Source organism: Synechococcus sp. PCC 6717 (assembly GCF_022698185.1).
Taxonomy (GTDB): domain Bacteria; phylum Cyanobacteriota; class Cyanobacteriia; order Thermosynechococcales; family Thermosynechococcaceae; genus Thermosynechococcus; species Thermosynechococcus lividus.
The window spans coordinates 1-22,983 of record NZ_JAKLTV010000044.1 but is presented as its reverse complement, the minus strand read 5'-3'; the positions used below and the strand labels follow the sequence as shown (position 1 = coordinate 22,983).

The 22,983-nt window shown below is 55.1% G+C and carries 20 protein-coding genes and 1 tRNA gene; 16 read left to right on the top strand and 5 right to left on the bottom strand.

The window, feature by feature from the left end; translation table 11 throughout:
• The coding region (locus L5470_RS12395) for an RNA-guided endonuclease InsQ/TnpB family protein (protein WP_499500150.1) at positions 1 to 938 on the bottom strand (938 nt) is incomplete at its 3' end.
• Positions 939 to 1,125: 187 nt separating this feature from the next.
• Here L5470_RS12395 and L5470_RS12390 point away from each other — a divergent pair.
• Together L5470_RS12390 and L5470_RS12385 are read left to right on the top strand one after the other, a co-directional pair.
• Positions 1,126 to 1,812, top strand: coding sequence for a DUF3153 domain-containing protein (locus tag L5470_RS12390; RefSeq protein WP_499500152.1), 687 nt, complete (start codon positions 1,126 to 1,128; stop codon positions 1,810 to 1,812).
• Between the two features lie 65 nt (positions 1,813 to 1,877).
• Complete coding sequence (locus L5470_RS12385) at positions 1,878 to 2,852, top strand: AI-2E family transporter (RefSeq protein WP_499500149.1); 975 nt, start codon at positions 1,878 to 1,880, stop codon at positions 2,850 to 2,852.
• Here the strand turns inward: L5470_RS12385 and fmt are convergent.
• Entirely contained in the window at positions 2,849 to 3,826 is a 978-nt protein-coding gene (gene fmt / locus L5470_RS12380) for a methionyl-tRNA formyltransferase (protein ID WP_198406043.1), read from the bottom strand. The two genes, L5470_RS12385 and fmt, sit on opposite strands and share 4 nt — an antisense overlap.
• A 99-nt stretch (positions 3,827 to 3,925) precedes the next feature.
• Here fmt and lepB point away from each other — a divergent pair, with 99 nt between their 5' ends.
• The 9 genes from lepB to L5470_RS12335 all read left to right on the top strand — a co-directional run bounded on the left by lepB (position 3,926) and on the right by L5470_RS12335 (position 13,685).
• A complete protein-coding gene (gene lepB, locus L5470_RS12375) occupies positions 3,926 to 4,558 on the top strand; it encodes a signal peptidase I (protein ID WP_499500148.1) in 633 nt (210 codons plus the stop codon).
• A gap of 76 nt (positions 4,559 to 4,634) precedes the next feature.
• Entirely contained in the window at positions 4,635 to 6,632 is a 1,998-nt protein-coding gene (gene bchD, locus L5470_RS12370) for a magnesium chelatase ATPase subunit D (RefSeq protein WP_499500147.1), read from the top strand.
• 90 nt (positions 6,633 to 6,722) lie between these two features.
• Positions 6,723 to 7,676 carry an SPFH domain-containing protein gene (locus L5470_RS12365; RefSeq protein ID WP_099799619.1) on the top strand — a complete coding sequence of 318 codons (954 nt, stop codon included), beginning with the start codon at positions 6,723 to 6,725 and terminating at the stop codon, positions 7,674 to 7,676.
• On the top strand, positions 7,657 to 7,959 hold the full coding sequence (purS, locus tag L5470_RS12360) for a phosphoribosylformylglycinamidine synthase subunit PurS (protein WP_499500146.1): 303 nt from the start codon (positions 7,657 to 7,659) through the stop codon (positions 7,957 to 7,959). The genes L5470_RS12365 and purS overlap by 20 nt, the downstream gene beginning before the upstream one ends.
• A gap of 7 nt (positions 7,960 to 7,966) precedes the next feature.
• Positions 7,967 to 8,572 (top strand): hypothetical protein, encoded by a 606-nt coding sequence (locus L5470_RS12355; protein WP_499500145.1) that lies wholly within the window; start codon positions 7,967 to 7,969, stop codon positions 8,570 to 8,572.
• An 8-nt stretch (positions 8,573 to 8,580) separates the two neighbouring features.
• Positions 8,581 to 9,282 carry a phosphoribosylformylglycinamidine synthase subunit PurQ gene (purQ, locus tag L5470_RS12350; protein WP_499500151.1) on the top strand — a complete coding sequence of 234 codons (702 nt, stop codon included), beginning with the start codon at positions 8,581 to 8,583 and terminating at the stop codon, positions 9,280 to 9,282.
• 119 nt (positions 9,283 to 9,401) lie between these two features.
• The gene (locus L5470_RS12345; protein WP_198406270.1) at positions 9,402 to 9,821 is read left to right on the top strand and encodes a VOC family protein; all 420 of its coding nucleotides are present in this window, start codon (positions 9,402 to 9,404) and stop codon (positions 9,819 to 9,821) included.
• A gap of 109 nt (positions 9,822 to 9,930) precedes the next feature.
• Complete coding sequence (locus L5470_RS12340) at positions 9,931 to 12,939, top strand: sll1366 family intein-prone helicase (protein ID WP_499500144.1); 3,009 nt, start codon at positions 9,931 to 9,933, stop codon at positions 12,937 to 12,939.
• A gap of 131 nt (positions 12,940 to 13,070) precedes the next feature.
• Positions 13,071 to 13,685 carry a DUF3727 domain-containing protein gene (locus tag L5470_RS12335; RefSeq protein WP_499500143.1) on the top strand — a complete coding sequence of 205 codons (615 nt, stop codon included), beginning with the start codon at positions 13,071 to 13,073 and terminating at the stop codon, positions 13,683 to 13,685.
• Between the two features lie 5 nt (positions 13,686 to 13,690).
• Here the strand turns inward: L5470_RS12335 and L5470_RS12330 are convergent, their stop codons facing one another.
• Positions 13,691 to 15,097, bottom strand: coding sequence for an aminotransferase class I/II-fold pyridoxal phosphate-dependent enzyme (locus L5470_RS12330; protein ID WP_499500142.1), 1,407 nt, complete (start codon positions 15,095 to 15,097; stop codon positions 13,691 to 13,693).
• 58 nt (positions 15,098 to 15,155) lie between these two features.
• Here L5470_RS12330 and L5470_RS12325 point away from each other — a divergent pair.
• The 4 genes from L5470_RS12325 (at position 15,156) to L5470_RS12310 (ending at position 19,650) form a co-directional block, all read left to right on the top strand.
• Positions 15,156 to 15,229, top strand: a tRNA-Pro gene (locus L5470_RS12325).
• 56 nt (positions 15,230 to 15,285) lie between these two features.
• Entirely contained in the window at positions 15,286 to 15,930 is a 645-nt protein-coding gene (locus L5470_RS12320) for a class I SAM-dependent methyltransferase (RefSeq protein WP_499500141.1), read from the top strand.
• 36 nt (positions 15,931 to 15,966) lie between these two features.
• Entirely contained in the window at positions 15,967 to 18,834 is a 2,868-nt protein-coding gene (gene gcvP / locus L5470_RS12315) for an aminomethyl-transferring glycine dehydrogenase (protein ID WP_499500140.1), read from the top strand.
• A 9-nt stretch (positions 18,835 to 18,843) separates the two neighbouring features.
• On the top strand, positions 18,844 to 19,650 hold the full coding sequence (locus L5470_RS12310) for a DUF8738 domain-containing protein (protein ID WP_198406044.1): 807 nt from the start codon (positions 18,844 to 18,846) through the stop codon (positions 19,648 to 19,650).
• Here L5470_RS12310 and L5470_RS12305 read toward each other — a convergent pair.
• Positions 19,647 to 20,165, bottom strand: a complete 519-nt coding sequence (locus L5470_RS12305; protein WP_499500139.1) for an alpha/beta hydrolase — start codon at positions 20,163 to 20,165, stop codon at positions 19,647 to 19,649. The two genes, L5470_RS12310 and L5470_RS12305, sit on opposite strands and share 4 nt — an antisense overlap.
• Before the next feature lie 131 nt (positions 20,166 to 20,296).
• Between L5470_RS12305 and L5470_RS12300 the strand changes: the two genes are divergently transcribed.
• Positions 20,297 to 21,970, top strand: coding sequence for a DNA polymerase III subunit gamma/tau (locus tag L5470_RS12300; protein WP_499500138.1), 1,674 nt, complete (start codon positions 20,297 to 20,299; stop codon positions 21,968 to 21,970).
• 179 nt (positions 21,971 to 22,149) lie between these two features.
• Here L5470_RS12300 and L5470_RS12295 read toward each other — a convergent pair.
• On the bottom strand, positions 22,150 to 22,983 hold an 834-nt coding region (locus L5470_RS12295), incomplete at its 5' end, for an IS110 family RNA-guided transposase (RefSeq protein ID WP_499500137.1).

The window sequence follows — 22,983 nt, the reverse complement described above, 5'->3', positions numbered from 1 at the left end:
TTATCCCACACCTTACCGTAGTAGTCCAGCCATTGGGTGAACTGAGACCAACTAGCATCATGGATGGATTTGGCAAGATGATGATTCTTGACTAGGTTCTTCACCTGCAAGTCCTCATACACCACGACATCGTTAGATGCCACTACGCACCGAGCAAGCTTGATTGCCCAGTCTTTACGTTGGCGTTGAACTTTCAGATGTACTTTGCCTAGTTTTTTCCTTTGCTTGTGATAATTCTTGGACTGAGGCTTGGCTCCTTTATTGAACGTCCTACTTAACCTGCGTTGGTGTTGCTTTAACCTCCGTTCACTACGTCTTAAAAACTTAGGACAATCGACCGTGTTTCCGTTCTGGTCGGTGTAGAAGTGTTTTAACCCCAAGTCAATCCCGATGACATTGCCTGTGTATTGTCCTTGCTCTTTGCGCTCTACATCCAAGCAGAATTGAGCATAGTACCCATCTGCTCTGCGTACCACTCGCACTCGGTTGATTTTAGAGTTGAGGATATGCTGTCTTGCCTCTCCATTGCAGTACAAAGCAAATGTACCTGCATTGAAGCCATCAGTGAAGGTGATGGACAGTCCATCCGCTGATAGCTTCCAACCCGATAGCTTGTACTCTACAGAGCGGCAATGCTTCTTGAATTTGGGGTATCCCTTCTTTGCCTCCTTGTTTTTGCAGTTGGTATAGAACCGAGAGATAGAAGCCCAAGCCCGTTCTGCACTTGCTTGTCTGGCTGCTGAGTTTAACTTTTTAGCAAAATCAAACTCTTGAGCCAAGGTTTTGCAGTGGGCATAGAGGTCATTCCTACCCACGCCCTTGTTGTCCATCCAGTACCGTACACACTTGTTGCGCACAAACTGTGCGGTACGGATGGCTTCGTCCAGAGACTGATATTGCTCCTGTGTGCCCTTTAGCTTGGCTTCTATGACTCTCATGGTTCCATTTTATCACAGACTCAGCTTGATAAAACAATATGCGCCTTATATTCCCATAGCTAAAGCTAGGGGCTTTACGGCGTTTTTCGGTAATCTGGTCATATAGATTAAACGTGCTCCCCTAGGCGCTGATGCGCTTGGGGTGTACTTCCCATAGCCGAACAAAGCGTAAGGACAAGCATTGGTGATGCAGCGGTGGCTACTTTGGCTTTTACTTCCCCTCGTCATTTGTTTCAGTGGTTGTGTACAGGCAGATTTAGCCATTGAGCACCACGGGCAAACCGGCGGTCAACTGACCTACAATGTCAACCTGCCGACAACCGACCCAAAAACAAGCAGGGAACTGGTACAGCAGGTACAGCACCTTGGGGGCAAGGTCACACAGCGGAACGAGACCAGTGTGCGGGTGGCTATCCCCTTTGAGACCAGTCATGCGTTAGCTACTGCCCTTAGCCAGATCGTCAGCATTCCCTATCTTGCTGGCTCCTCAGCCCACGCCGAGATTTTTGATCAAAACTGGCTACTCTTTGTGCGCGAGCGTCTTCGCTACGACATTGATTTACGTCCCTTGGGTGTGCAAAGTAGCACCCAAGAGGTGTTGGTTGCCCCGCAAGCCCTGCTGGATTTTACCGTAAGCTTGAAAACCTTGTGGGGAGCACGACCTGTGACCACGTCTCCCTTGCGTGCCGATACGCTGGTTAATCCTAACGTCACTCGTCAGGGCGATCGCCTAAGTTGGCACTTGGTGCCTGGGTATTTGAACCACCTAGAAGCCGTTTATCTTTATCCTAGCCCCTTGGGCTGGGGAACCCTCGCTATTCTCGGCTTGCTCGCGCTAGGCTATTGGGGACGCGATCGCTCGCAAAAAATATGAGATGGTACGGCACACCTGGGAGTTGGCAACGTTACCTTAGCTATTTTTTTGTTGGCCCCCTTCTTGTGCTCAACCTCTGGGTAGTCGAGCAGTTTTACCTGTACTTTGAATACCTGATTAACATTTTGGTCATTGCCGCCATTTTGGCCTTTTTACTCAATCAGGTGGTCAAGCGGTTATGCCAGCGGGGGTTAAGCCGCCCCAATGCCATTGCCATCGTCCTAGCTATTACCTTACTTGTGGTAAGTATCCTGCTGCTGCTGCTGCTGCCCCTTGCGCTGCAACAGGCGGAGGAATTGCTGACACAACTACCAGAGTTGGCCAATACAGGCAACCAAAACCTGCGACACCTTGATAACGTTCTCCAGCGCTACAACTTCCCAGTGGGGGTCGATGACCTCACCGCAGAGTTTGTGGAGCAAATGAAGGGGTTGGCTGCCATTTTGCCGGGGGTTGCCATTACCACCCTAGGTAAGTTTGTGGATACGCTGCTGGTGTTGATTCTAGCGGTCTATATGTTGTTTTACGGCGGGCAAATTTGGCGTGGCCTTATCACCCTGCTGCCCCAAGAGTGGCGAACTGTGGTGGATCGCTCCCTACAGGTCAATATTCGCGTTTTTTTTTCAGCTCAACTCTTTTTAGGGCTATTTATGTTTTTAGCCTTAATTCCCTTCATGATTGTCTTGCAGGTCAACTTTGGCTTCCTTTTTGCCCTGATTATTGGTGTTGCTCAACTCATTCCTGTGGTGGGGGCAACCCTTGGCATTGGACTGGTTGTCCTGCTCATTTTGTTTCAGGATGCTTGGCTAGCCTTGAACATCCTAGTCATTGCCGTGGTGCTCCAGCAAGTTAAGGACAATCTCCTTTCCCCCAAACTAGTAGGGAATTTAATTGGCCTCAACCCACTGTGGCAGTTTATTGCCCTGTTGATTGGTGCACGAGTGGCTGGCTTTTTGGGCATTGTCTTGGCCATTCCCTTGGCAGCCACCGTGAAGACAACGGTACTCCACCTACGGGCAGGGGAGCAGGCTGCATCTTAGCCCAAGGATGCCCCAGTGACCAGCCGCACACCATTGACAAAGTCCCAGCCAGACTGAGGTTTGCCGCCACTTAGTTGGACTTGACGCAGGAGCAGCCCTCCCGCTGCGGTTTGCACCACCGGCCCCCAGCCTTTAATGAGGGTAATGACGGTACCGTTGGCGGCGGCGGCGCTTGGTGGGGATACGTAGGCCTGAAGTTCCGAGGGGAGTGCTGCTTGAACTGCCGGCGTTAAGGGCCATGTTTGGATGACTTTGAGGGGCATACCCTGCCAGTAGGTAAAGGCGCGGGGGGTAAAGGCACGAACTTGATTGTGGAGCTCTAGTGCCGATCGCCCCCAGTCTAAGGCAAAATCATCTTTTTGCAGAAGCCGGGCATAGGTGGCTTGCTGCTCATCTTGGGGTTGAGGAGTTAACTGTGGCAGTTGCCGTAGGGTTTTGAGTAATAGCTCTGCCCCTAGGTGGCTGAGTTTGAGGGCAAGGGTTTGGGCGGTATCGTCGAGGGCGATCGCCACCGCACTACGCAGCAGGATCGGGCCTGTATCCATACCAGCATCCATCAGCATGGTCGTCACCCCTGTTTCCGTTTCGCCGTTGTAGAGCGCCCACTGAATGGGAGCAGCGCCGCGATATTTCGGCAGCAAAGAGCCGTGGATATTAATGCACCCTTGGCTAGGAATGGCCAGCACGTCAGGTGAGAGAATCTGGCCGTAGGCCACCACAACAAAGACATCCACCGCCAGCGATCGCAGCAGAGCGTGCAGATCCCTATCCTGTTTAATGCGCTGGGGCTGCCACACAGGTAAGCCATGGGCTAGGGCAACGTCCTTGACGGGCGAAGGAATGAGTTGACTGCCACGCCCCCGCCGCTTGTCCGGTTGCGTGACCACCCCCACAACCTCGACATCTGGTGCAGCCAGAAGGCGCTGCAGGGGAACAATGGCAAACTCCGGCGTGCCAAAGTAAATAATCCTCAAAGTTGATCTCCCCTGCCCTGTACCCATGGGAAACAATTCTCTCGGCTATAGTATCGTGTAGTGCAGGATCAATTATGTTCGTTTGCGAGATTCCTTACCATGTCCGATGGCCAATTGCCGCCCACGAATGCCCCTGAACCTACGACGGTGACCCCCACCAAAACACCGGAACCATGGTGGCTAGAAGTGGCGAAAACCCTTGGGCTGGCAGCAGTACTGGCCTTTGGCATTCGCACCTTTGTGGCGGAAGCCCGCTACATCCCCACCGGCTCCATGGAAGAGACGTTGCTGATTAACGATCGCCTGATTATTGAAAAAATCAGCTATTATTTCCATCCCCCCGAGCGCGGTGACATCATTGTGTTTAACCCCACGCCAACGCTTCAGCAAGCTGGGTTTCGGGATGCGTTTATTAAGCGCATTGTGGGCTTGCCGGGCGATCGCGTCGAGTTGCGCCAAGGTCGCGTCTATGTCAACAATCAGCCCCTTGCGGAGCCTTACCTATCCCCCGGTACCTTTACCAGCATTGACACCTGTGCCGGAATGCAACCCTACCTTGCTCAGCCGCAGGTGATTCCGGCAGAGAGTTACTTGGTGCTAGGGGATAACCGCAACAATAGCTTTGATGGCCGCTGTTGGGGAGTCGTGCCCCGCAGCTATGTGATTGGGCGGGCGGCACTGCGCTTTTGGCCGTTGGATCGGTGGGGTAGCATTCCAGCTCCTCACAACTAGGTTTTATGGGACGATAGAGAGCAGGCCGCTTGGCTACAGTTTTTCAGTGTTGATTGTTTTAAGTGCTTAGTACCCCATGACGATCGCGATCGCCCCGTTTCCCATCACCGCTGTTGTTGGCCACGAAGCCATCAAGCTTGCCCTGCTGTTGGCGGCAGTGGATCCTGGCTTGGGGGGGGTGATCATTGCTGGACGGCGTGGCACCGCTAAATCAGTCCTAGCGCGGGGAATCCATGCCCTTTTACCCCCCATTGAGGTTATTGATCAAGGCGATCTGCCCATCCCCATCATTGCCAACCCCGATCCCGCAAGGCCGCAGGAGTGGGATAGCCGGCTACAGGCATGGCGACAGGCTCATCCTGATGTTGAACTGCCCACCAAAGTCATCCCAGCCCCCTTTTTACAAATTCCCCTCGGGGTCACCGAAGATCGGCTGCTGGGCGCAGTGGATGTGAGCCAATCGGTGCAGCGGGGCGAAGCAGTATTTCAGCCCGGATTACTGGCAGCAGCCCATCGTGGCGTGCTCTACGTCGATGAAATTAATCTTCTTGATGAGCAATTGGCCAATGTCCTGATGGCCGTCCTGAGTGCGGGACGCAACCAAATTGAGCGCGAAGGTATTAGCCTTGACCATCCCTGCCGCCCCCTGCTCATTGCCACCTACAATCCCGATGAAGGGGACGTTTCACCCCATGTCTTAGATCGCTTTGCGATCGCCCTTTCAGCAGATACGGTACTGGGGTTGGATGAGCGTGTTGAAGCCGTCGATCAGGCCACTCGGTTTGCTGACTCTCCCCAAGCCTTTCTAGAGCAGTACGCGGGTGAGCTAGAGGATCTGCGTACTCAAATTATTTTGGCGCGGGAATGGCTGAAGGAGGTAACGATTCAACGGCAGCAGATTGCTTACCTTGTTACGGAAGCACTGCGAGGTGGGGTACAAGGGCATCGCGCCGAACTCTTTGCGGTGCGCGTCGCCAAAGCCCATGCGGCTCTGAATGGCCGCAGTGAAGTTACTGCCGAAGATCTGCGCCGTGCTGTTGAGTTGGTTATTGTGCCGCGAGCTACCCAACTGGAGCCACCACCGCAACAGCCGCCGCCGCCACCGCCAGAGAACCAAGAGGCACAGCCAGAAGACGAGCCGGAAGACCCCGATGCACCACCGGAGGAGCCGCAAGAGATGCCACCGATTCCGGAGGAGTTTGTCTTTGAAGCCGATGGCACCATCCTCGATGAATCAGTGCTCTACTTTGCCCAAATTGCCCAACGCCAAGGGAAATCTGGCAGCCGCAGTTTAATTTATTCCCAAGATCGCGGGCGCTATATCCGACCCATTTTGCCCCGTGGCCGAGAGGGACGCATTGCCGTTGATGCGACTTTGCGCACGGCTGCACCTTACCAAAAAGCGCGGCGATCGCGCCAACCCCACCGGCGGGTAATTGTTGAGAATAGCGATCTGCGCATTAAGCGCTTAGCCCGCAAAGCAGGGGCACTTATCATTTTTGTGGTTGATGCCTCCGGCTCCATGGCTCTCAACCGGATGAACTCTGCCAAAGGCGCTGTACTACGGCTATTGACCCAAGCGTACCAAAACCGCGATATGGTGGCGCTCATTCCCTTTCGTGGCGAGCAGGCCGATGTCTTGCTACCCCCAACCCGCTCCATTGAAGCTGCCCGACGGCGCTTAGAAACATTGCCCTGTGGGGGTGGCTCCCCCCTTGCCCACGGCTTAACCCAAGCGGTACGGGTTGGTCTGAATGCCCGTCAAAGTGGCGAAATTGGCCAAGTGATGATTGTCGCCATTACCGATGGACGGGGAAATATCCCCCTCAGCCGCTCCCTAGGCGAGACGCTGCCGCCGGATACCAAACCGGATGTCAAAGCAGAAGTTCTGGACATCGCCGCCAAAATCCACAGTCTTGGACTAAAACTCTTGGTGATTGATACCGAGAGTAAATTTGTTTCAACAGGGATGGGCAAAGAATTGGCTCAGCACGCAAGAGGCAAGTATTACCATTTGCCTAAGGCCACGGATCAGGCGATCGCTCAAGTCACCCAAAATGCCCTGCAATTCTAAACGTAACAGAATGTAAAGATGAACTACTAGCAATAACGCCCAGCCCCTCAGCGACTAGAGTAGAAGTGAATTATTTTGGGAACGGTAATCATGGGTGAATTGTTCGGTTTACTCTTTTTACTGGTCGTGGGCGGATCGGGCATCGCCAGTTCTGTACGGATTATCAATCAGGGCAATATGGCGCTGGTAGAGCGGTTGGGTAGCTATAGTCGCCGCCTTGAGCCAGGGTTGAATTTTGTATTGCCCATTTTGGATCGGGTGGTATATGAGGGCACGATTCGGGAGAGAGTGCTGGACATCCCACCGCAGCAGTGCATTACTCGCGATAATGTCTCCATTACCGTGGATGCCGTTGTCTATTGGCGGATTATTGATATGGAGCGCGCCTACTACAAGGTGGAAAACCTCAAGATGGCGATGGTGAACTTAGTGCTGACCCAAATCCGCGCTGAAATGGGCAAGTTGGAACTCGACGAAACCTTTACAGCGCGTTCCCAAGTCAATGAAACCCTGCTCAAGGATCTCGATATTGCTACAGATCCGTGGGGAGTAAAGGTCAATCGGGTTGAGTTGCGCGACATTGTGCCTTCGAAGGCAGTACAGGAATCCATGGAATTGCAAATGTCCGCGGAGCGCAAGAAACGAGCCGCCATTCTTACCTCAGAGGGGGAGCGCGAAGCCGCGATTAACTCTGCCCGCGGGAAAGCAGAGGCGCAGGTGCTAGCCGCGGAGGCTGAGCAGAAAGCAGCCATCCTCGCTGCCGAAGCGGATCAAAAAGTGGTGGTCTTGCGTGCCCAAGCAGAGCGGCAAGATCAAATTTTGCGGGCGCAGGGCACCGCTGAAGCAATGAAAATTATTGCCGCTGCCCTCAATGAGGATCCAAAGGCCAAGGATGCCTTGCAGTTTTTACTGGCGCAGGGCTACCTTGATATGGGGCGTACCATTGGCCACAGTGATAGCAGCAAGGTACTATTTATGGATCCGGGTAGTATTCCGGCTACGATTGAAGGTGTGAAGTCGTTAATTGATCAGACCCCCGGTTGAGGTGTTGCCCATGGCAGAGTTCAAGGCACGAGTTTATGTCACCCTGCGACCCTCGGTCTTGGATCCAGCAGGAGTGGCGGTGCAAGCGGGCATTCACCATTTGGGCTACACCAATGTGCACTCCGTACGCATCGGCAAGCTCGTAGAACTCACTCTTGAGGCAGAGGATCGCACCACGGCCGCTCATCAACTTGCGGCGATCGCCGATCAACTGCTCGCAAATCCGGTCATTGAAACCTTTCACATTGACCTCGATGATGTTGCTACACCGTCTGCGCTCTGAGGGTGTCATGTTTAGCTGGTGGGATGAGTTGTTGAGCAGTATTGAAGCGGGGATAAAGGCGGGGATTGAGTCTGGCTTACAGTCCATTGCCGACACCCTTGCCCCATTGCTGCAAGTGCCAGAGCCAGCGGCACCCTTTCAGCGCGTGGCGCTCTTTCGCCCAGGGATTGACCAGCCCATTAGTGGCGCTGGGTTGAAAACCGAGGGGGCAGCATGGCGGATTGAGTCCCATTGGCCGCAGACGGTGCCCCTCTTTGAAATGCCTGAAGCCCATCTTTGGTTAGAGGTGCCTTCGGCGCAGGCAGGCGATCAATTGTTGCTGTGTCGAGCGTTGGTTAAAACGGCAGCGTTGACGGAGGGGGCGCAGTTGTTTCTCAGTCGTGCCCAAACCTTTGGCTGGACCTTTTCGCGTACTGTGTCCCTTGAAGGCGATCGCGACTGGCATATTTGTGAAGTGCCGTTTCATCTCAAACCAGACCCCCAGACGCCGGGTTTTATTAAAATTGGTGTGGAATTTATGGGGCGCGGGGTGATTTGGCTGCGGGATATTGAACTGCTCCATGCCCCTGCTAAGCTCACGCCAATCACTGATGTGATGGACGGACTGCTGTGAGAGATCAATTGCGGGTTGGTATTGTTGTGTTTCCAGGCTCTAATTGCGATCGCGATGTGGCCTACGTCACTGGCGACGTGTTGGGTTGGCCCACTCAGTTACTCTGGCACGAAGAAACCCACATAGCAGACTACGACTTAATTGTGCTGCCGGGGGGGTTTAGTTTTGGCGATTATCTACGCTGCGGGGCGATCGCCCGCTTTTCACCCGTCATGGCAGCAGTGCAGTCTCATGCAGCGGCGGGTAAATGGGTACTGGGAATCTGCAATGGCTTTCAAATTCTAACCGAGGCCAAGCTACTACCGGGGGCACTGGTACGCAACTGCAATTTACACTTCATTTGCGATCGCGTTTATCTGCGTCTTGAGGCTAAGCACCGACCTTGGTTGCAAGGCTATGGCGACAGGGACGTCATCCAGTTGCCTATTGCCCACGGGGAAGGGTGCTACTATGCCGACCCCGATACACTGACAGAACTAGAAGTCAATCAGCAAATCCTCTTTCGCTACGCCAATGCCAATGGTGAGGTCACCGCAGCCAGTAACCCCAACGGATCGCTGAATAATATTGCTGGCATTTGCAATCGGGCGGGGAATGTAGTTGGTATGATGCCTCACCCAGAGCGGGCAGCGGATCCGAGCCTCAACCATTCGCCCAGTCGGCATACCGTAGATGGCCTGCAACTGTTTAAGTCCTTGTTAGGCTGCTAGAGGTGATTCTCACCAGATACTTGGGTATGGCCACCACTGGCGATCCTGTGTTCACAGATTTCCCAGATCAACTGCGTCCCAAGCAGCAAAGGAGCTAACCAAGGGAAAACGCGATGACCCTGCACCACGTATCCATTCGCACCGCTGATATTCACCGGGCGATCGCCTTCTACGAATGTTTAGGCTTCGAGATGGACACTCGCTTTACCACCGGCTATACTCTAGCCTGCTGGCTCAAGGGCTGGGGCACTCGCGTGGAACTCTTACAGGTACCAGAGCCGCACACCGCCCCTGATGCCTTTGCAGACGAGCACTATGTTGGCTACTATCATCTCTCCTTTGATCTGAGTGATCATCAGGAACCCCTAGATACGTGGCTCAGCCACCTAGAGGCGACCTTAACAACCCACAATCTTCCCTTTCAACTGTTACTCAAACCCACCCAGCAAATCATTGGCACCTCCTTGTATCACATTGCCTTCCTGCGCGACTGCGATGGCCTGCCCCTTGAATTTCTGCAACGCCTTGGTACTTTCTAACTGACCCGATCTGTACCGTGCCCTGCGACCCGCTAGGTGGACACGACCGGTACTGAAGGGGGAGCTGCCGCTGCTGCACTTGACTGTGATGCCACAGTACAATGACCCTATGGCTGTTTTGCACGGAACGTGGCTCGGAACCCTCGCGCCACAATTCTTTTTATGGGCTGAAGAGTGGCAACCCTTGGCGCGCGTCACCACACCGCTGCAGATGGATAGCGTGCCAGTGTACCCCTACAATGCTCCTCTGGCTCAGCTTCCCCTAGGTCATGCCACCCCTACCACGGTTACGTTTGGGTTACCAACCCGTGTCTATGAGCACGTGCTAGTGCCGCCCCCCCTCAGCGAGGCAAATGGAGACCCCCTCTGCTTATGGCAGATTCATGGCTGGGCGATCGCCCCTGCCCACCTGCTGAGCCACCTTCACCAATTGGCAACGTCTCCCCCAGCGGGGCTGATGCTTGGGGATGATTTACGCTTCTGGAGCCATGTGGGGCGCTGGCTCTTGGATTTAATTGTGCGCGGCCAATACCTGCCCACGGTAACAGGCTGGCGCGTACTCTTGACCCACCATGGCGATCGCCAACGTTTCCGTCAGTTCTGTCAGCAGATGCCGGATCTCTGCCGCTGCTACCAAGCCGAGGGAACTGCCCTACGCCTTCCTGACACTGCTGGTGAGCTGCTGAGAGATTTCTTGGAGCATAGCTTAAGGGGCTACCTGCAACAGGTATTTGCTTCCCTTGAGTTACCTAAAGTGGGCTTAGCCAAAGACCACTACCGCTGGCTAACTGGTCTAAAAACGGGCACCCCCACTGACCTAGAACCAAGCCTCATCGAACGGCTCCACCGCTGGCAAGAGCCTTATCGTGAACTGTTAAGTCTGGAGCCGCAGTGGCGGCTGGCCTTGCAACTGCTGCCCCCAGACCAACCCCAAGGAGCATGGCAACTCACCTTTGGCCTCCAGAGCGAAGGGGAAACCGAGACCATGCTAGCCGCAGCGGAGATTTGGCAGTGCCACCATGATTCCCTCATCTATCGGGATCAGGTACTCCCTCACCCGCAAGAAACCCTGCTGCGGGGGCTTGGCTTGGCCTCCCGCGTCTATCCCCCCATCGAGCGCAGCTTACTGGAGCCGCGGCCAGTTCACTTGACCCTGCAAACTGTTGAGGTGTACGCCCTGCTACAGCACCACATGCATCGCCTTGAGCAACAGGGAATTGCCGTCATTCTGCCAGAAAGCTTGCGGCGCAACAGTACTCACCATCGCTTAGGCTTGCGTATTGCCGCTGATTTACCCTCAACCCCGTCAACGGGAGTTGGCTTAGACAGCCTCATGCAGTTTAAGTGGCAGTTGCAGTTAGGACAGCACCGCCTCTCAGAGACTGATTTTGAGCAACTTCTGCGTCAAGACATCCCCTTAGTGTATCTCAATGGCGAGTGGGTGCTGCTGCGGCCCCAAGAGATCAAAGCGGCTCAGGACTTTCTCCAGTCCCAAAGCCAACACCGCCACCTCTCCTTAGCCGATACCCTGCGGATTGCCACCGGCGATACCGTCACCGTCGCTAAGCTGCCCATTTTGGGGCTAACTGCTAACGATGCCCTGCAAGCCCTGCTGGATGCCCTCACCGGCAAGCAAACGCTTGAGCCAGTACCAACCCCAAAAGAGTTTGTGGGAACATTGCGCCCTTACCAAGCGCGGGGGGTGGCATGGCTGAGTTTTTTGGAACGCTGGCGATTGGGTGCCTGTTTGGCGGATGATATGGGTCTGGGCAAAACCATTCAACTACTGGCATTTTTGCTCCACCTCAAGGCGAGCGATCGCCCCTTTGCGCCAACGCTGTTAATCTGCCCTACATCGGTCTTGGGGAACTGGCTACGGGAAGCACAGCGATTTGCGCCAACGTTGCGCACCTACGTTTACCACGGTAGCGATCGCCCCAAAGGGAAGGCATTTGTGCAGCAGGTGAAGACCCATGATCTCATTCTCACCAGTTACGCCCTGCTGCAGCGAGATCTCACCACCCTCAAACAGGTGGCGTGGCAGCACTTAGTTCTAGATGAAGCCCAAAACATCAAGAACGTGAATACCCAACAATCCCAAGCCGCTCGCGCCCTCGCCGCCCAGTTTCGCATTGCCCTGACCGGCACCCCCCTTGAAAACCGCCTGAGTGAACTCTGGTCGATCATGGATTTTCTGCATCCGGGATACCTAGGCAGTCGTGCCTACTTTCAGCATCGCTATGCCCGCCCCATCGAACGCTATGGCGACACCACCTCCCTCAATGCCCTGCGCACCTACGTCCAACCCTTTATTTTGCGCCGCCTGAAAACCGATCGCAGCATCATCCAAGACCTCCCCGAAAAGCAGGAGATGTTGGTATATTGCGGCCTCACCCCTGAGCAGGTTGCCCTTTACAGTAGCGTTGTGGAGCAGTCCCTTGCCGATATTGCAACGAGCGACGGCATCCAACGCCGTGGCACTATCTTAGCTACCCTGACTAAGCTAAAACAAATCTGTAACCATCCAGCGCAGTTCCTCAAACAGCAGGATTATGGGGCGCACCGCTCCGGTAAGTTGCAACGCCTCACCGAAATGCTGCAAGAACTTCAAGAAGTGGGCGATCGCTCACTGGTCTTCACCCAGTTTGCCGAACTAGGCAAGCATCTCAAGCGCTATCTAGAAGAGGCGCTTCAGCAAGAAGTTCTTTTTCTTTCGGGGCAAACCCCCAAAGCCCAGCGGGAAGTGATGGTGGATCGCTTTCAGCACGATCCGCAAGCGCCGAGTGTATTTATTCTATCCTTAAAAGCTGGTGGGGTCGGGCTAAATTTAACCCGCGCCAATCATGTCTTTCACTACGATCGCTGGTGGAACCCCGCCGTTGAAAACCAAGCCAGCGATCGCGCCTTTCGCATCGGCCAACAGCGGAATGTCCAAATCCATAAATTTATCTGTAGCGGCACCCTCGAAGAGAAAATCCACGAACAAATTGAGCGCAAAAAGACGTTAGCAGAGATGATCGTTGGCACTGGTGAACAATGGCTGACAGAACTCAGCCTTGATCAGCTGCGGGAGCTGCTAACCCTTGACCACCAGCGAGTCATGTCCATTGAAACCTGAGCCAAGTAGCGAACTATCGAGACCTTGCGGCTGCGACTGCTGCCACAAAGATTACCCCACTGCGACCACCTGCATGGTATGCTCCATTGCCATAGGGAGTCTTTAATCGTAGTTGTTTCGACCGGAGTCGCATGGGTTCCAACTATCAAAACCGATACAACAGTGATGAGCAGCCTTGGGAAGAGGACGACTTCGATCGCGAACTAGAGCAAATCCGGCTCTACGATGAGCAAGGGCGTTTCCTAAATTGCTACATTGAGTTTCGTTTGACAGTGCAGGACGAAGTCTATGCCCTGCTGCGGCCGGTGGACTATCCCGTAGAAATTTTTGCTGTCATTGCCGAAGCGGATGACGAAGAAACCCTCGTCCCCCTCGATGAGGAGGAAATTGACCAAGTCTTTGATACCGCCCGAGCCATCCTTGAGGAGCAAAATCTCACCCTCAAACGTACCGCCCTGACCCTCACCGTGGCGGGGGATCTCCCCGATCTAGATGAAGAGGACATTCTCAGCGTTGAAGTAGACGCCGAAGACGATGTCACTATCGAGGAATATCAGCCCCTTGGCAGCAGCTTCTTTTCTGGGGTGCGTGAGTATAGTGTTTACACACCCCTCAGTCCAACCCTGTATGTCGCACGGTTAGTCCCAGGCAAAGAGCCAGAATTACTCTCTCCTCAAGATTTTCAACATTTGCAGCCACTCTTAGAGGAGCACCTAGTCAGTCACTTTATTGAGACTGAGGACTGAGATGATTAGGTGTCTGCTGGGGTCACAATCGTGATCTGATTCAACTGCGGATCCGTCGCGCCGATAATGGTGCCCCCCATGGCCTGTACCTGTTGTAGTTCAGCGACGGCAGCAGCGGTAATGACTTCCCCGGCGATGATGGTGGGAATGCCGGGCGGGTAGGGGGCAATGGTTTCAGCGCTAATGTGATCAATGGCGGCTGCTAGGGGCACCACTTGGCGCTGGCTAAAGTACGTGGTACGCGGTGAAAGGGCTGGTGAAGAGACCGCAGGCAACGGCGGCACTGCTATAGGCGGTAGTGGCTGTACCGGCTGATGGGTCTGGTGGATGGCTCGCAAGCGCTCCGCCAAGGTTCTTAACATCTGCGCTGTGGTTCCCAAGCCTACGCAAAAGGTGAGCGATCGCCCACTGGGGAGTTCGGCAATGATGTCGGGTTGCAGTTGCGCCTCTAGATCAGCCCCCGTAAGACCCAACGGCCATGTGCCAAGGGTTAAACGCAGTGGGTCTTGGGGGATATCTAGCCGCTCTAGGCGGGGTAAGGGACTCTCAAACGCTGCAACCCATTGCAGGAGGCGATCGTAGATCTCGTAGCCTTGGTGAACCATTTGCCAGGCTGCCGCCTCTAAGGCACTCAAGAGCCAATAACTGGGGCTAGTGGTTTGGACAAGGGTCACGGCGTGGCTGACGCGTTCTGGTGCAACTCGCGTGCCTTGCAGGTGGAGCACCGCGGTTTGGGTGAGGGTGCCCAAGGTTTTATGCCACGACTGGATCACCAGATCAGCACCGGCGGCCAAGGCCGTGCTGGGAAAGCGCGGATGAAAGGCAAAATGACTGCCGTGGGCTTCATCGACAATGAGGGTCAGTCCCCGCTCATGAACGTGTTGGGCAATGGCCGCTAACGGAGAACACAGACCCTCGTAGGTTGGGCTGACAAGGACGACGGCTTTTGCGGTGGGATAGGCGGCTACCGCATTAACGACCGTTGCCAACGACACAGGTTCGGGAATGCCCCACAGCGAGTCCACGGCCACCCCCAAATATACGGGCTGAGCACCCGTTAGGATCAACCCAGAAATCACAGAGTGGTGAACATTGCGACCCACCAGCACCACATCCTTAGGCTCTAGGGTTGCCAACAGGGCAGCTAAGACCCCGGTAGTGGCACCATTCACTAAGCACCACGCGCGATCGCTCCCTGCTGCTGCGGCAATGGCAGCTTGAAGGTCGGCAAGCGCACCGGTGGGTGCAGCTAAATTGTCGAGACCCGGGATCTCGCTTAAATCCTGCGCTAGGGCAGTGCCCCACAGTGCCCGTAAAGGAGCTGCCATGCCGCGACCCCGCTGATGACCGGGGGTATGAAACGGGCAGGAGTGCTGTTGCTGCACTAGGATATCCAAGAGAGGATGAGTCATAGGGCGATCGCGATGGCTTTCAGAAGAGTCGCCTGCAATGTTATCTTAGGTAAGTTATCGGGATGTAGCGCAGCTTGGTAGCGCACTTCGTTCGGGACGAAGGGGTCGCAGGTTCAAATCCTGTCATCCCGATTGGCTAGGAAGCCACCTATTTCTAGGGGTTGCGAGGATTCTTAAACTGAGTATCTATGGCAACTATCCTCCGCACTTGGAGCTACCAGTTTCCGTGGCTCTACGACACCATTAGCAGCATTGCCGCTGTTGCTGTGGGGGGGCGCGATCGCCTCCATCGTCTGGCATGGCAAGGCTTAGAGCTACCCCGCAGTGCGGTGGTGCTGGATTTGTGTTGCGCCCATGGCATTGTCACTGAGTCCTTAACCGCTGCCTTTGATCAGGTCACTGGCCTAGATGCCTCCCCGAAGGCGATCGCCCGGGCACGACAGCGAGTGCCCCAAGCCACCTACGTTGAAGCCTTTGCTGAGGCCATGCCCTTTGCCGCCGCGACCTTTGATCTGGTGCACACCAGTATGGCCTTGCACGAAATGCAACCCCAACAACTCACCGCCATTGTGGCGGAGGTGTGGCGGGTACTGAAGCCCGGTGGCTGGTTTGCCCTGATTGACTTTCACCGACCCTACATCCCGCTGTTTTGGCCAGGGCTGGCGCTATTTTTCTGGCTCTTTGAAACGGAAACCGCATGGCAGCTCTTGGACACCGACTTAGCAGAGGTACTGCACGCGCAAGGGTTTGAACTCGCACAGCAGGACTACCGCTTAGGGCGAAGCTTGCAAATTATCCACGCCCGCAAACCTGTTTTGGCCGTCAGCCATTAAGATATATGAACAATTGACAGACGCTGTGATGCTTGTATGGTAAGTTCGCCACCCCACCTGCAAACGCCTTTAGATACCTCTGCTGAGTTTGTGGCTCGGCATATTGGCATTACGCCAGAGAATCTACCCGCCATGCTCAGCACGCTCGGGTACACCACCCTTGGGGAACTCATCGATGCCGTGATTCCGGCAGATATTCGTTTGGCGCGTCCCTTAGCCCTGCCGGAAGGGTTGAGTGAATCGGCGGCACTGGCCAAACTACGGGCGATCGCCCAAGCTAACCAAGTTTGGCGCAGCTACATCGGCATGGGCTATACCAACTGCATCACACCGCCCGTCATTCAGCGCAATATTCTTGAAAACCCCGGCTGGTACACCCAGTACACCCCGTACCAAGCAGAAATTGCCCAAGGTCGCCTAGAAGCCCTCCTCAACTATCAAACCCTTGTTACGGATCTAACCGGCCTAGAGATTGCCAACGCCTCCCTTTTAGACGAAGCGACTGCGGCGGCTGAGGCTATGACCCTCAGTTTTAACGTCTGCCGCCAGCAGGCGGCACGCCGCTTCTTAGTGGCGCAAGACTGTCACCCCCAAACCCTTGCCGTCTTAGAAACCCGCGCTCAGCCCCTCAATATCGAGATTGTGCCCATTGATCCCGCGGCGAGCGATCTGCCTTGGCAAGGAGCGTTTGGCCTGCTGCTCCAGTATCCAGCCACCGATGGCGCGATTCGGGATCCCCGTGCCCTGATTGCGGCGGCTCATGCCCACGGCCTACTGGTGACGATGGCCACCGATCTGATGGCACTGACCCTGTTAACCCCACCGGGGGAACTGGGAGCTGACATTGCCGTAGGTAGCTCTCAACGCCTAGGGGTTCCCTTGGGCTACGGGGGACCCCACGCCGCCTTTTTTGCCACCCGCGATGCCTTCAAGCGGCAGTTACCTGGCCGGTTGGTAGGGGTCTCCCATGACGCCTTGGGGCAACGCGCCCTGCGGTTGGCATTGCAAACCCGCGAGCAACACATTCGCCGCGAAAAAGCCACCAGTAACATCTGTACGGCGCAGGTGCTGTTGGCAATTGTTGCCAGTATGTATGCCGTCTATCATGGGCCAAGGGGCTTACGCCAGATTGCCGAGGGAATTCATCAGTTGACCCGGCACTTAGCCCAAGGGCTGGAAGATGCAGGGTATCGACTGCGGCACCCTGCCTTTTTTGATACGCTGCGCATTGATCTAGGCAGCCGTTCTGTAGCCGAGTTGCAACAGCACGCCAAAGCCGCAAAGATTAACCTGCGCTATTTTGCGGATGACAGTGTGGGCATTACCCTAGATGAGACAACCACCGCAACCGATGTGGCGGATCTCTTAGCGCTCTTTGCAGCCGTTATGCCCACCACACCTACCCCATCGGCCTTGCCCAAGGATCTAGAGCGCCAAACCCCCTATCTTCAGCACCCTGTTTTTCATCAGTACCACAGTGAGCATGGGCTGCTGCGCTACCTCCACCGCCTCCAAGCCAAGGATCTCTCCCTGACAACCTCCATGATTCCCCTTGGCTCCTGCACCATGAAGCTGAACGCCACAGTGGAAATGGTACCCATTAGCTGGCCAGAGTTTAATCAGCTTCACCCCTTTGCCCCTGCCGAGCAAGCCCAAGGGTATCAGCGGCTGTTTGCGGATCTCTCGGACATGCTGGCGGAGATTACTGGCTTTGCGGCTATTTCGCTGCAACCGAATGCCGGATCTCAAGGGGAGTACGCGGGGTTGCTGGTGATTCGCCAGTACCACCATAGCCGAGGTGAGTGCCAACGGGATGTGTGTCTGATTCCCACCTCTGCCCATGGCACCAATCCTGCCAGTGCGGTGATGGCGGGGATGCAGGTGGTGGCGGTCAATTGTGATGCCCAGGGCAATATTGATGTGGCGGACTTAGCTCTCAAAGCGGCGCAATACCAAGAGCGGCTAGCGGCACTGATGATTACCTATCCCTCAACCCACGGGGTCTTTGAACCCGAGATTCGCCACATTTGCGAGATCATCCATTGCCATGGGGGTCAAGTGTATATGGATGGCGCCAATATGAATGCCCAAGTGGGGTTGTGCCGACCGGCAGATTTTGGTGCCGATGTTTGCCATCTGAATCTCCATAAAACCTTTTGCATTCCCCATGGTGGCGGCGGTCCCGGTGTGGGGCCGATCGGGGTTGCCGCTCACCTTGCGCCCTTTTTACCCACGACTCAACTCTATCCGCATGAGACGGAAATAGGACCGGTCACCGCAGCACCGTGGGGCAGTGCCAGCATTCTGCCTATCTCGTGGATGTACATTACCCTGATGGGGGGGGTGGGGCTGACCCGCGCCACGGCGATCGCCATTCTTAATGCCAACTATATTGCCAAGCGGCTCGAGCCGTACTATCCGGTGTTGTACAAAGGGGCGCAGGGGCTAGTGGCGCACGAGTGCATTCTGGATGTGCGGCCTCTAAAAAAATCAGCCGGTATTGAGGTCGAAGATATTGCCAAGCGCTTAATGGACTACGGCTTCCATGCGCCGACGGTTTCGTGGCCAGTGCCCGGAACCTTGATGATTGAACCAACAGAAAGTGAAACCAAAGCAGAGCTAGACCGCTTCTGTGAGGCGATGATTGCCATCCGTGCCGAAATTGCTGAAATTGAAGCGGGTTTAAGCGATCGCCAACATAACCCCCTCAAACAGGCTCCTCACCCTGCCTTGATGGTCTGTAGCGATGAGTGGCCGTATCCCTACTCGCGACAGGTGGCCGCCTACCCAGCCCCGTGGCTCCGCGAGTATAAATTTTGGCCTGCGGTTGCGCGGATTGATAATGCCTACGGCGATCGCCATCTGGTGTGTAGTTGCTCAACCAATCTGTTCGATCAATCGTGAGGAGGCCACATGGGCAGGAGACGAGCCATGGGCTATTGGTTAGGGGCTTATGCACTGCTGGCAGGGGTGAGCCCCCTACAGGCGCAACCCTCCGTGCCGCCAGCAGAACTCGTCCAGCGGGCGATCGCCGCCGCCGCTACTCAGTTTGGGGAAGAACCCACTCAAATTACTGTAGCGAAAGTGCAGCCCCGAGTCTGGTCCGATGGCTGTTTAGGGCTGGGGGGTCTGCGCCCCAACTGCCCCGAACGCCTCACCCCAGGGTGGGAAATTACCCTCACCAACCCCAATGCGCCCTATCCCCAGCAATGGGTGTACCGCACTAATCAAAGTGGATCTCTGCTGCTGTGGGATGCGGCAGGAAGCCAGATGATAGGTACCCTCATTCAGCGCCCCCAGCGGCTTGCCCCAGACGACCAACCACCAGCCTTACCTGAGTCAGCGATCTTTCGCGTGATTCGCCAAACCACCTTAGATCGTCCCCCCCAAACCACCCTCCTGTTTAGGGATGGCCGCATTGTTCAAGAAACCCCTACCCAACGGGGAGACACCCTAAGCCGCACCCTGCGCACCATCTCGCCAGCGCTAGTGACTGAGTTCACAACGTTGTTAGAGGAACGCCGATTTCAACGGTTTGACGGGATTGATTTTGTTGCCCCCAGTACAACGGTGCCCGTGGCCAGCAATATCATTTCCACCCCAACAGCAACCGTCCGGATTGCCGAAGCTAACGAATACCGCCTCGCATCTGACCTAGTCGCAGTGCTACGGGCATGGGAAATGCTCATCGAGCGGGGGCAGTTGCCTAAGAAGCCCTAGTTTGCTGGTTGTTGCTGACGGGACAAGTACTGCTCCATCAGGGGTTTGTTCGCCTCTAAAATGGCCTGCATCTGCATAATATCAATTGTCATGGTTGACTCAGGATAGGCGTCTAAAAACGCTAGCAACGTTAGGCCGCCTTCTGCCTCAAGACCTTTCATCATCGCTGTTTTCAAGGCGGCAATGCCTTCACTGTCCGGTTGCAGGGTTGCTGCTGCTACAGCTTTTAGGAGGTCTTCGCCCTTATTGTTGCTAGCAAGGGTTTGGAGTTGCTCGGCAGTAACCGGAAACGGTAAGCTTAAGAGCTGCCGAAACTCTGCCTGCTGTTCAGGTGTAGCCATCGACAGCATGAGCTTGAGGTTGCCGCTGGCTGTCCCTGTTTCAGCGTAGGCACGTAGATCGGCCACCGGAATTTGAATTCCCTGTTGACTTTGGGCACCAAAAACGAGGTTTAGGGTCTCCGCTGCCAACCCCGGGGCGATCGCCCCCATGGTGACAAGCACACTACTCAGCAAAACTGATGATATCCAATAGCGCATCCCACATTCACTCCAGCAAGCAACATCTAAAACGCCGACAATGGTACTGAGGCCATGTCAACCGTGGTTTACTCTTAAGACAATCTAACGCTGAAATAGTTGCCTGTGTGAGTTACGAGCCGCTACACCACAAGTATCGTCCCCAACGGTTTGCTGATCTCGTGGGGCAAGGGGCGATCGCCACTACCCTCAGCCAAGCCCTGACCCAAGAACGAATTGCCCCGGCCTACCTGTTTTGCGGGCCACGGGGGACGGGTAAAACTTCCAGTGCCCGTATTCTGGCGAAATCCCTTAACTGCCTGCGCCATCCTAAACCAACCCCCACTCCCTGCGGTGAGTGTGACGTGTGCCGCCAAGTAGCCAGCAGCAACAGCCTTGATGTCATTGAAATCGACGCTGCCAGCCATACGGGTGTGGACAATATCCGCGAACTCATTGAAAAAGCCCAATTTGCCCCCGTTCAGTGCCGCTACAAAGTGTATGTCATTGACGAGTGCCATATGCTCAGCAGTTCGGCGTTTAATGCCCTACTGAAAACCCTTGAGGAACCGCCGCCCCACGTGGTCTTTGTCTTAGCCACCACCGACCCACAGCGGGTTCTGCCCACCATTATTTCCCGCTGTCAACGCTTCGACTTTCGGCGCATTCCCCTTGCTGAGATGGTGCAACACCTCAACTACATCGCTGCCCAAGAACATATTGATATTACGCCGCAAGCGGTCACCCTTGTTGCGCAGTTATCCCAAGGGGGGCTGCGGGATGCGGAAAGTATGCTGGATCAACTGAGCTTGTACCCAGAGCAAATTACGGTACAGCACGTGTGGCAACTTGCTGGAACTGTGCCTGAGCAGGATTTGTTGGCACTCTTGCAGGTCATTGCCCGCCAAGATGCGGTTGCCGTTGTGGAGCACACTCGCCAACTGCTAGAGCGTGGACGAGACCCACTCACGGTTTTGCAGAACTTAGCAGCAATGTATCGTGATTTATTGTTAGCGAAAACCGTGCCGGAACGCCATGATCTAGTGGCATTGACCGAAGAGACATGGCAAGCCTTGACTGTAATTGCCCAGCAGTGGAGCACCGCCAACATTTTGCAGGCACAGCAGCATTTGCGCACCTGCGAAGGGCAAGTGAAACAGAGCAATCAACCCCGCCTCTGGCTGGAAGTGAGTATTTTAGGACTGCTCTCCTTAGCTCCCCTGCCGGATGCGCCAGCGATGGCGATCGCCCCTACAATGCCACCCTTGCCTGCCCCATCCGCCCCCTCAACGCCTGTGTCTCGGGCAGATGTCCCAACGGTGCCAGAACCATCCCCGCCAGAACCCGCTCAAGCGCCGATGGCTAAGGATGATCACCTGTGGGAAACCGCACTGCAACAGATCCCAGTGAGTACCCGTGCCCTCCTCTCACAGCACGGCCATCTCCGCCGCGTTACAGAAAAAGAGGTGCGGATTGGCATTGTCAGCCAGCCGCTGCTCAATATGACTCAAACGAATCACGCCAAAATTGAAGCGGCTTTTAGGCAAGTCCTCCATCAACCAGTGAAGGTGATTCTGGAAGTTGCTGCTCCGCCAACCACCACTGCCGTATCGGAGGTACCCCCACCTCAATCTCCCCGTTTAGAGAGCAGCCATCCCTCAGCACTTCAGCCTACCGTTAGCCCCCCTGCCACCCCTAACCCAACTGCGAGTGAACTGTTACACGAATCAGCACAAAAACTGGCTCGCTTTTTTAATGGGGTTGTGATCGATGCGCTAGATGAGGCGCCCACAGCAGATTAAATTAACGTCAATTAGATGAATAGATAAATAGGCTCTAATACCATTCTTGGGCGTTGCTGAATAGACGTATGATTTTCGGGTTTGAGTCTTTTGCCGCCCTCACCCTAGTCCTCTGCCAAAGGAGAGGGAACACGACTCTTAGCTCCCTTCTCCCTAGGGAGAAGCGATTATCTTAAAAGTCAAGCAAATGATGATGCTGGAACAGCCGATGGACTCCCATCTGAGTTGGACGGCTGCCAGTCCGTACCATGGTTGAGCATGGCATTGAGAATTGTTAATAGCTTATGCATACAAGCCACTAACGCTACTTTGGTAGCCTTGCCCTTCGCTAATAAGCGGTGATAGAAGACGCGAATCACTGGATTATGGCGCACCGCCACCCAAGCTGCCATGTACAACAGTTGACGCACAGCAGCACGACCACCAAAGATAGCGCGTTTGCCTTGCTTCTGCCCACTATCTCGGTTGAATGGGGCAACGCCCACCAGCGTACTGATTTTTCGAGTGGACAACTGTCCCAGGTCTGGCAACAGGGCTAACAAGGTCGCGGCGACGACCTTGCCCACCCCTGGAACCGTCATCAGCCGCGTCTGTTTTGCCTGCCAGGGCTGACATGGATGGATTTGGGTGTCGATCTGCTCGTCTAGTTGCTGAATGCGGTCTTTGAGCCATGCAATGTGAGCTGCTATATCTGCTTGGGCTGTTCCGCGTAAGCCTGACAAGCGGTTTTGTTCAGCAGTCAGGAGGTCTACCAGTTGCCGCCTGCGGGTGACCAAGTCCTGAAGTTCTGCGTCCGCTTCGCTGGCCAATGAGCGAATCGGCGGTTTCATCGCTTCGCCAAACCAGGCTAAAATCGCGGCATCGACCGGATCGGTTTTAGCCAGTTGATTGGCAGCTTTGGCAACGTTTCGCGCTTGCCGAGCATTAATCACGACCACGGGATAGGCTAGCGTGGACAGCACCAACGCCACTGACCGCTCATAGCCGCCAGTGGATTCTAGAATCACCCGAGC

What these genes read in the sequence shown, in the direction of transcription:
- gcvP (WP_499500140.1), top strand. Translation starts at nt 15,967, where the DNA reads ATGGTAAGTTCGCCACCCCACCTGCAAACGCCTTTAGATACCTCTGCT.
- L5470_RS12330 (WP_499500142.1), bottom strand. Translation starts at nt 15,097, where the DNA reads ATGACTCATCCTCTCTTGGATATCCTAGTGCAGCAACAGCACTCCTGC.
- L5470_RS12390 (WP_499500152.1), top strand. Translation starts at nt 1,126, where the DNA reads ATGCAGCGGTGGCTACTTTGGCTTTTACTTCCCCTCGTCATTTGTTTC.
- L5470_RS12310 (WP_198406044.1), top strand. Translation starts at nt 18,844, where the DNA reads ATGGGCAGGAGACGAGCCATGGGCTATTGGTTAGGGGCTTATGCACTG.
- bchD (WP_499500147.1), top strand. Translation starts at nt 4,635, where the DNA reads ATGACGATCGCGATCGCCCCGTTTCCCATCACCGCTGTTGTTGGCCAC.
- L5470_RS12320 (WP_499500141.1), top strand. Translation starts at nt 15,286, where the DNA reads ATGGCAACTATCCTCCGCACTTGGAGCTACCAGTTTCCGTGGCTCTAC.
- L5470_RS12355 (WP_499500145.1), top strand. Translation starts at nt 7,967, where the DNA reads ATGTTTAGCTGGTGGGATGAGTTGTTGAGCAGTATTGAAGCGGGGATA.
- L5470_RS12365 (WP_099799619.1), top strand. Translation starts at nt 6,723, where the DNA reads ATGGGTGAATTGTTCGGTTTACTCTTTTTACTGGTCGTGGGCGGATCG.
- L5470_RS12335 (WP_499500143.1), top strand. Translation starts at nt 13,071, where the DNA reads ATGGGTTCCAACTATCAAAACCGATACAACAGTGATGAGCAGCCTTGG.
- L5470_RS12340 (WP_499500144.1), top strand. Translation starts at nt 9,931, where the DNA reads ATGGCTGTTTTGCACGGAACGTGGCTCGGAACCCTCGCGCCACAATTC.
- lepB (WP_499500148.1), top strand. Translation starts at nt 3,926, where the DNA reads ATGTCCGATGGCCAATTGCCGCCCACGAATGCCCCTGAACCTACGACG.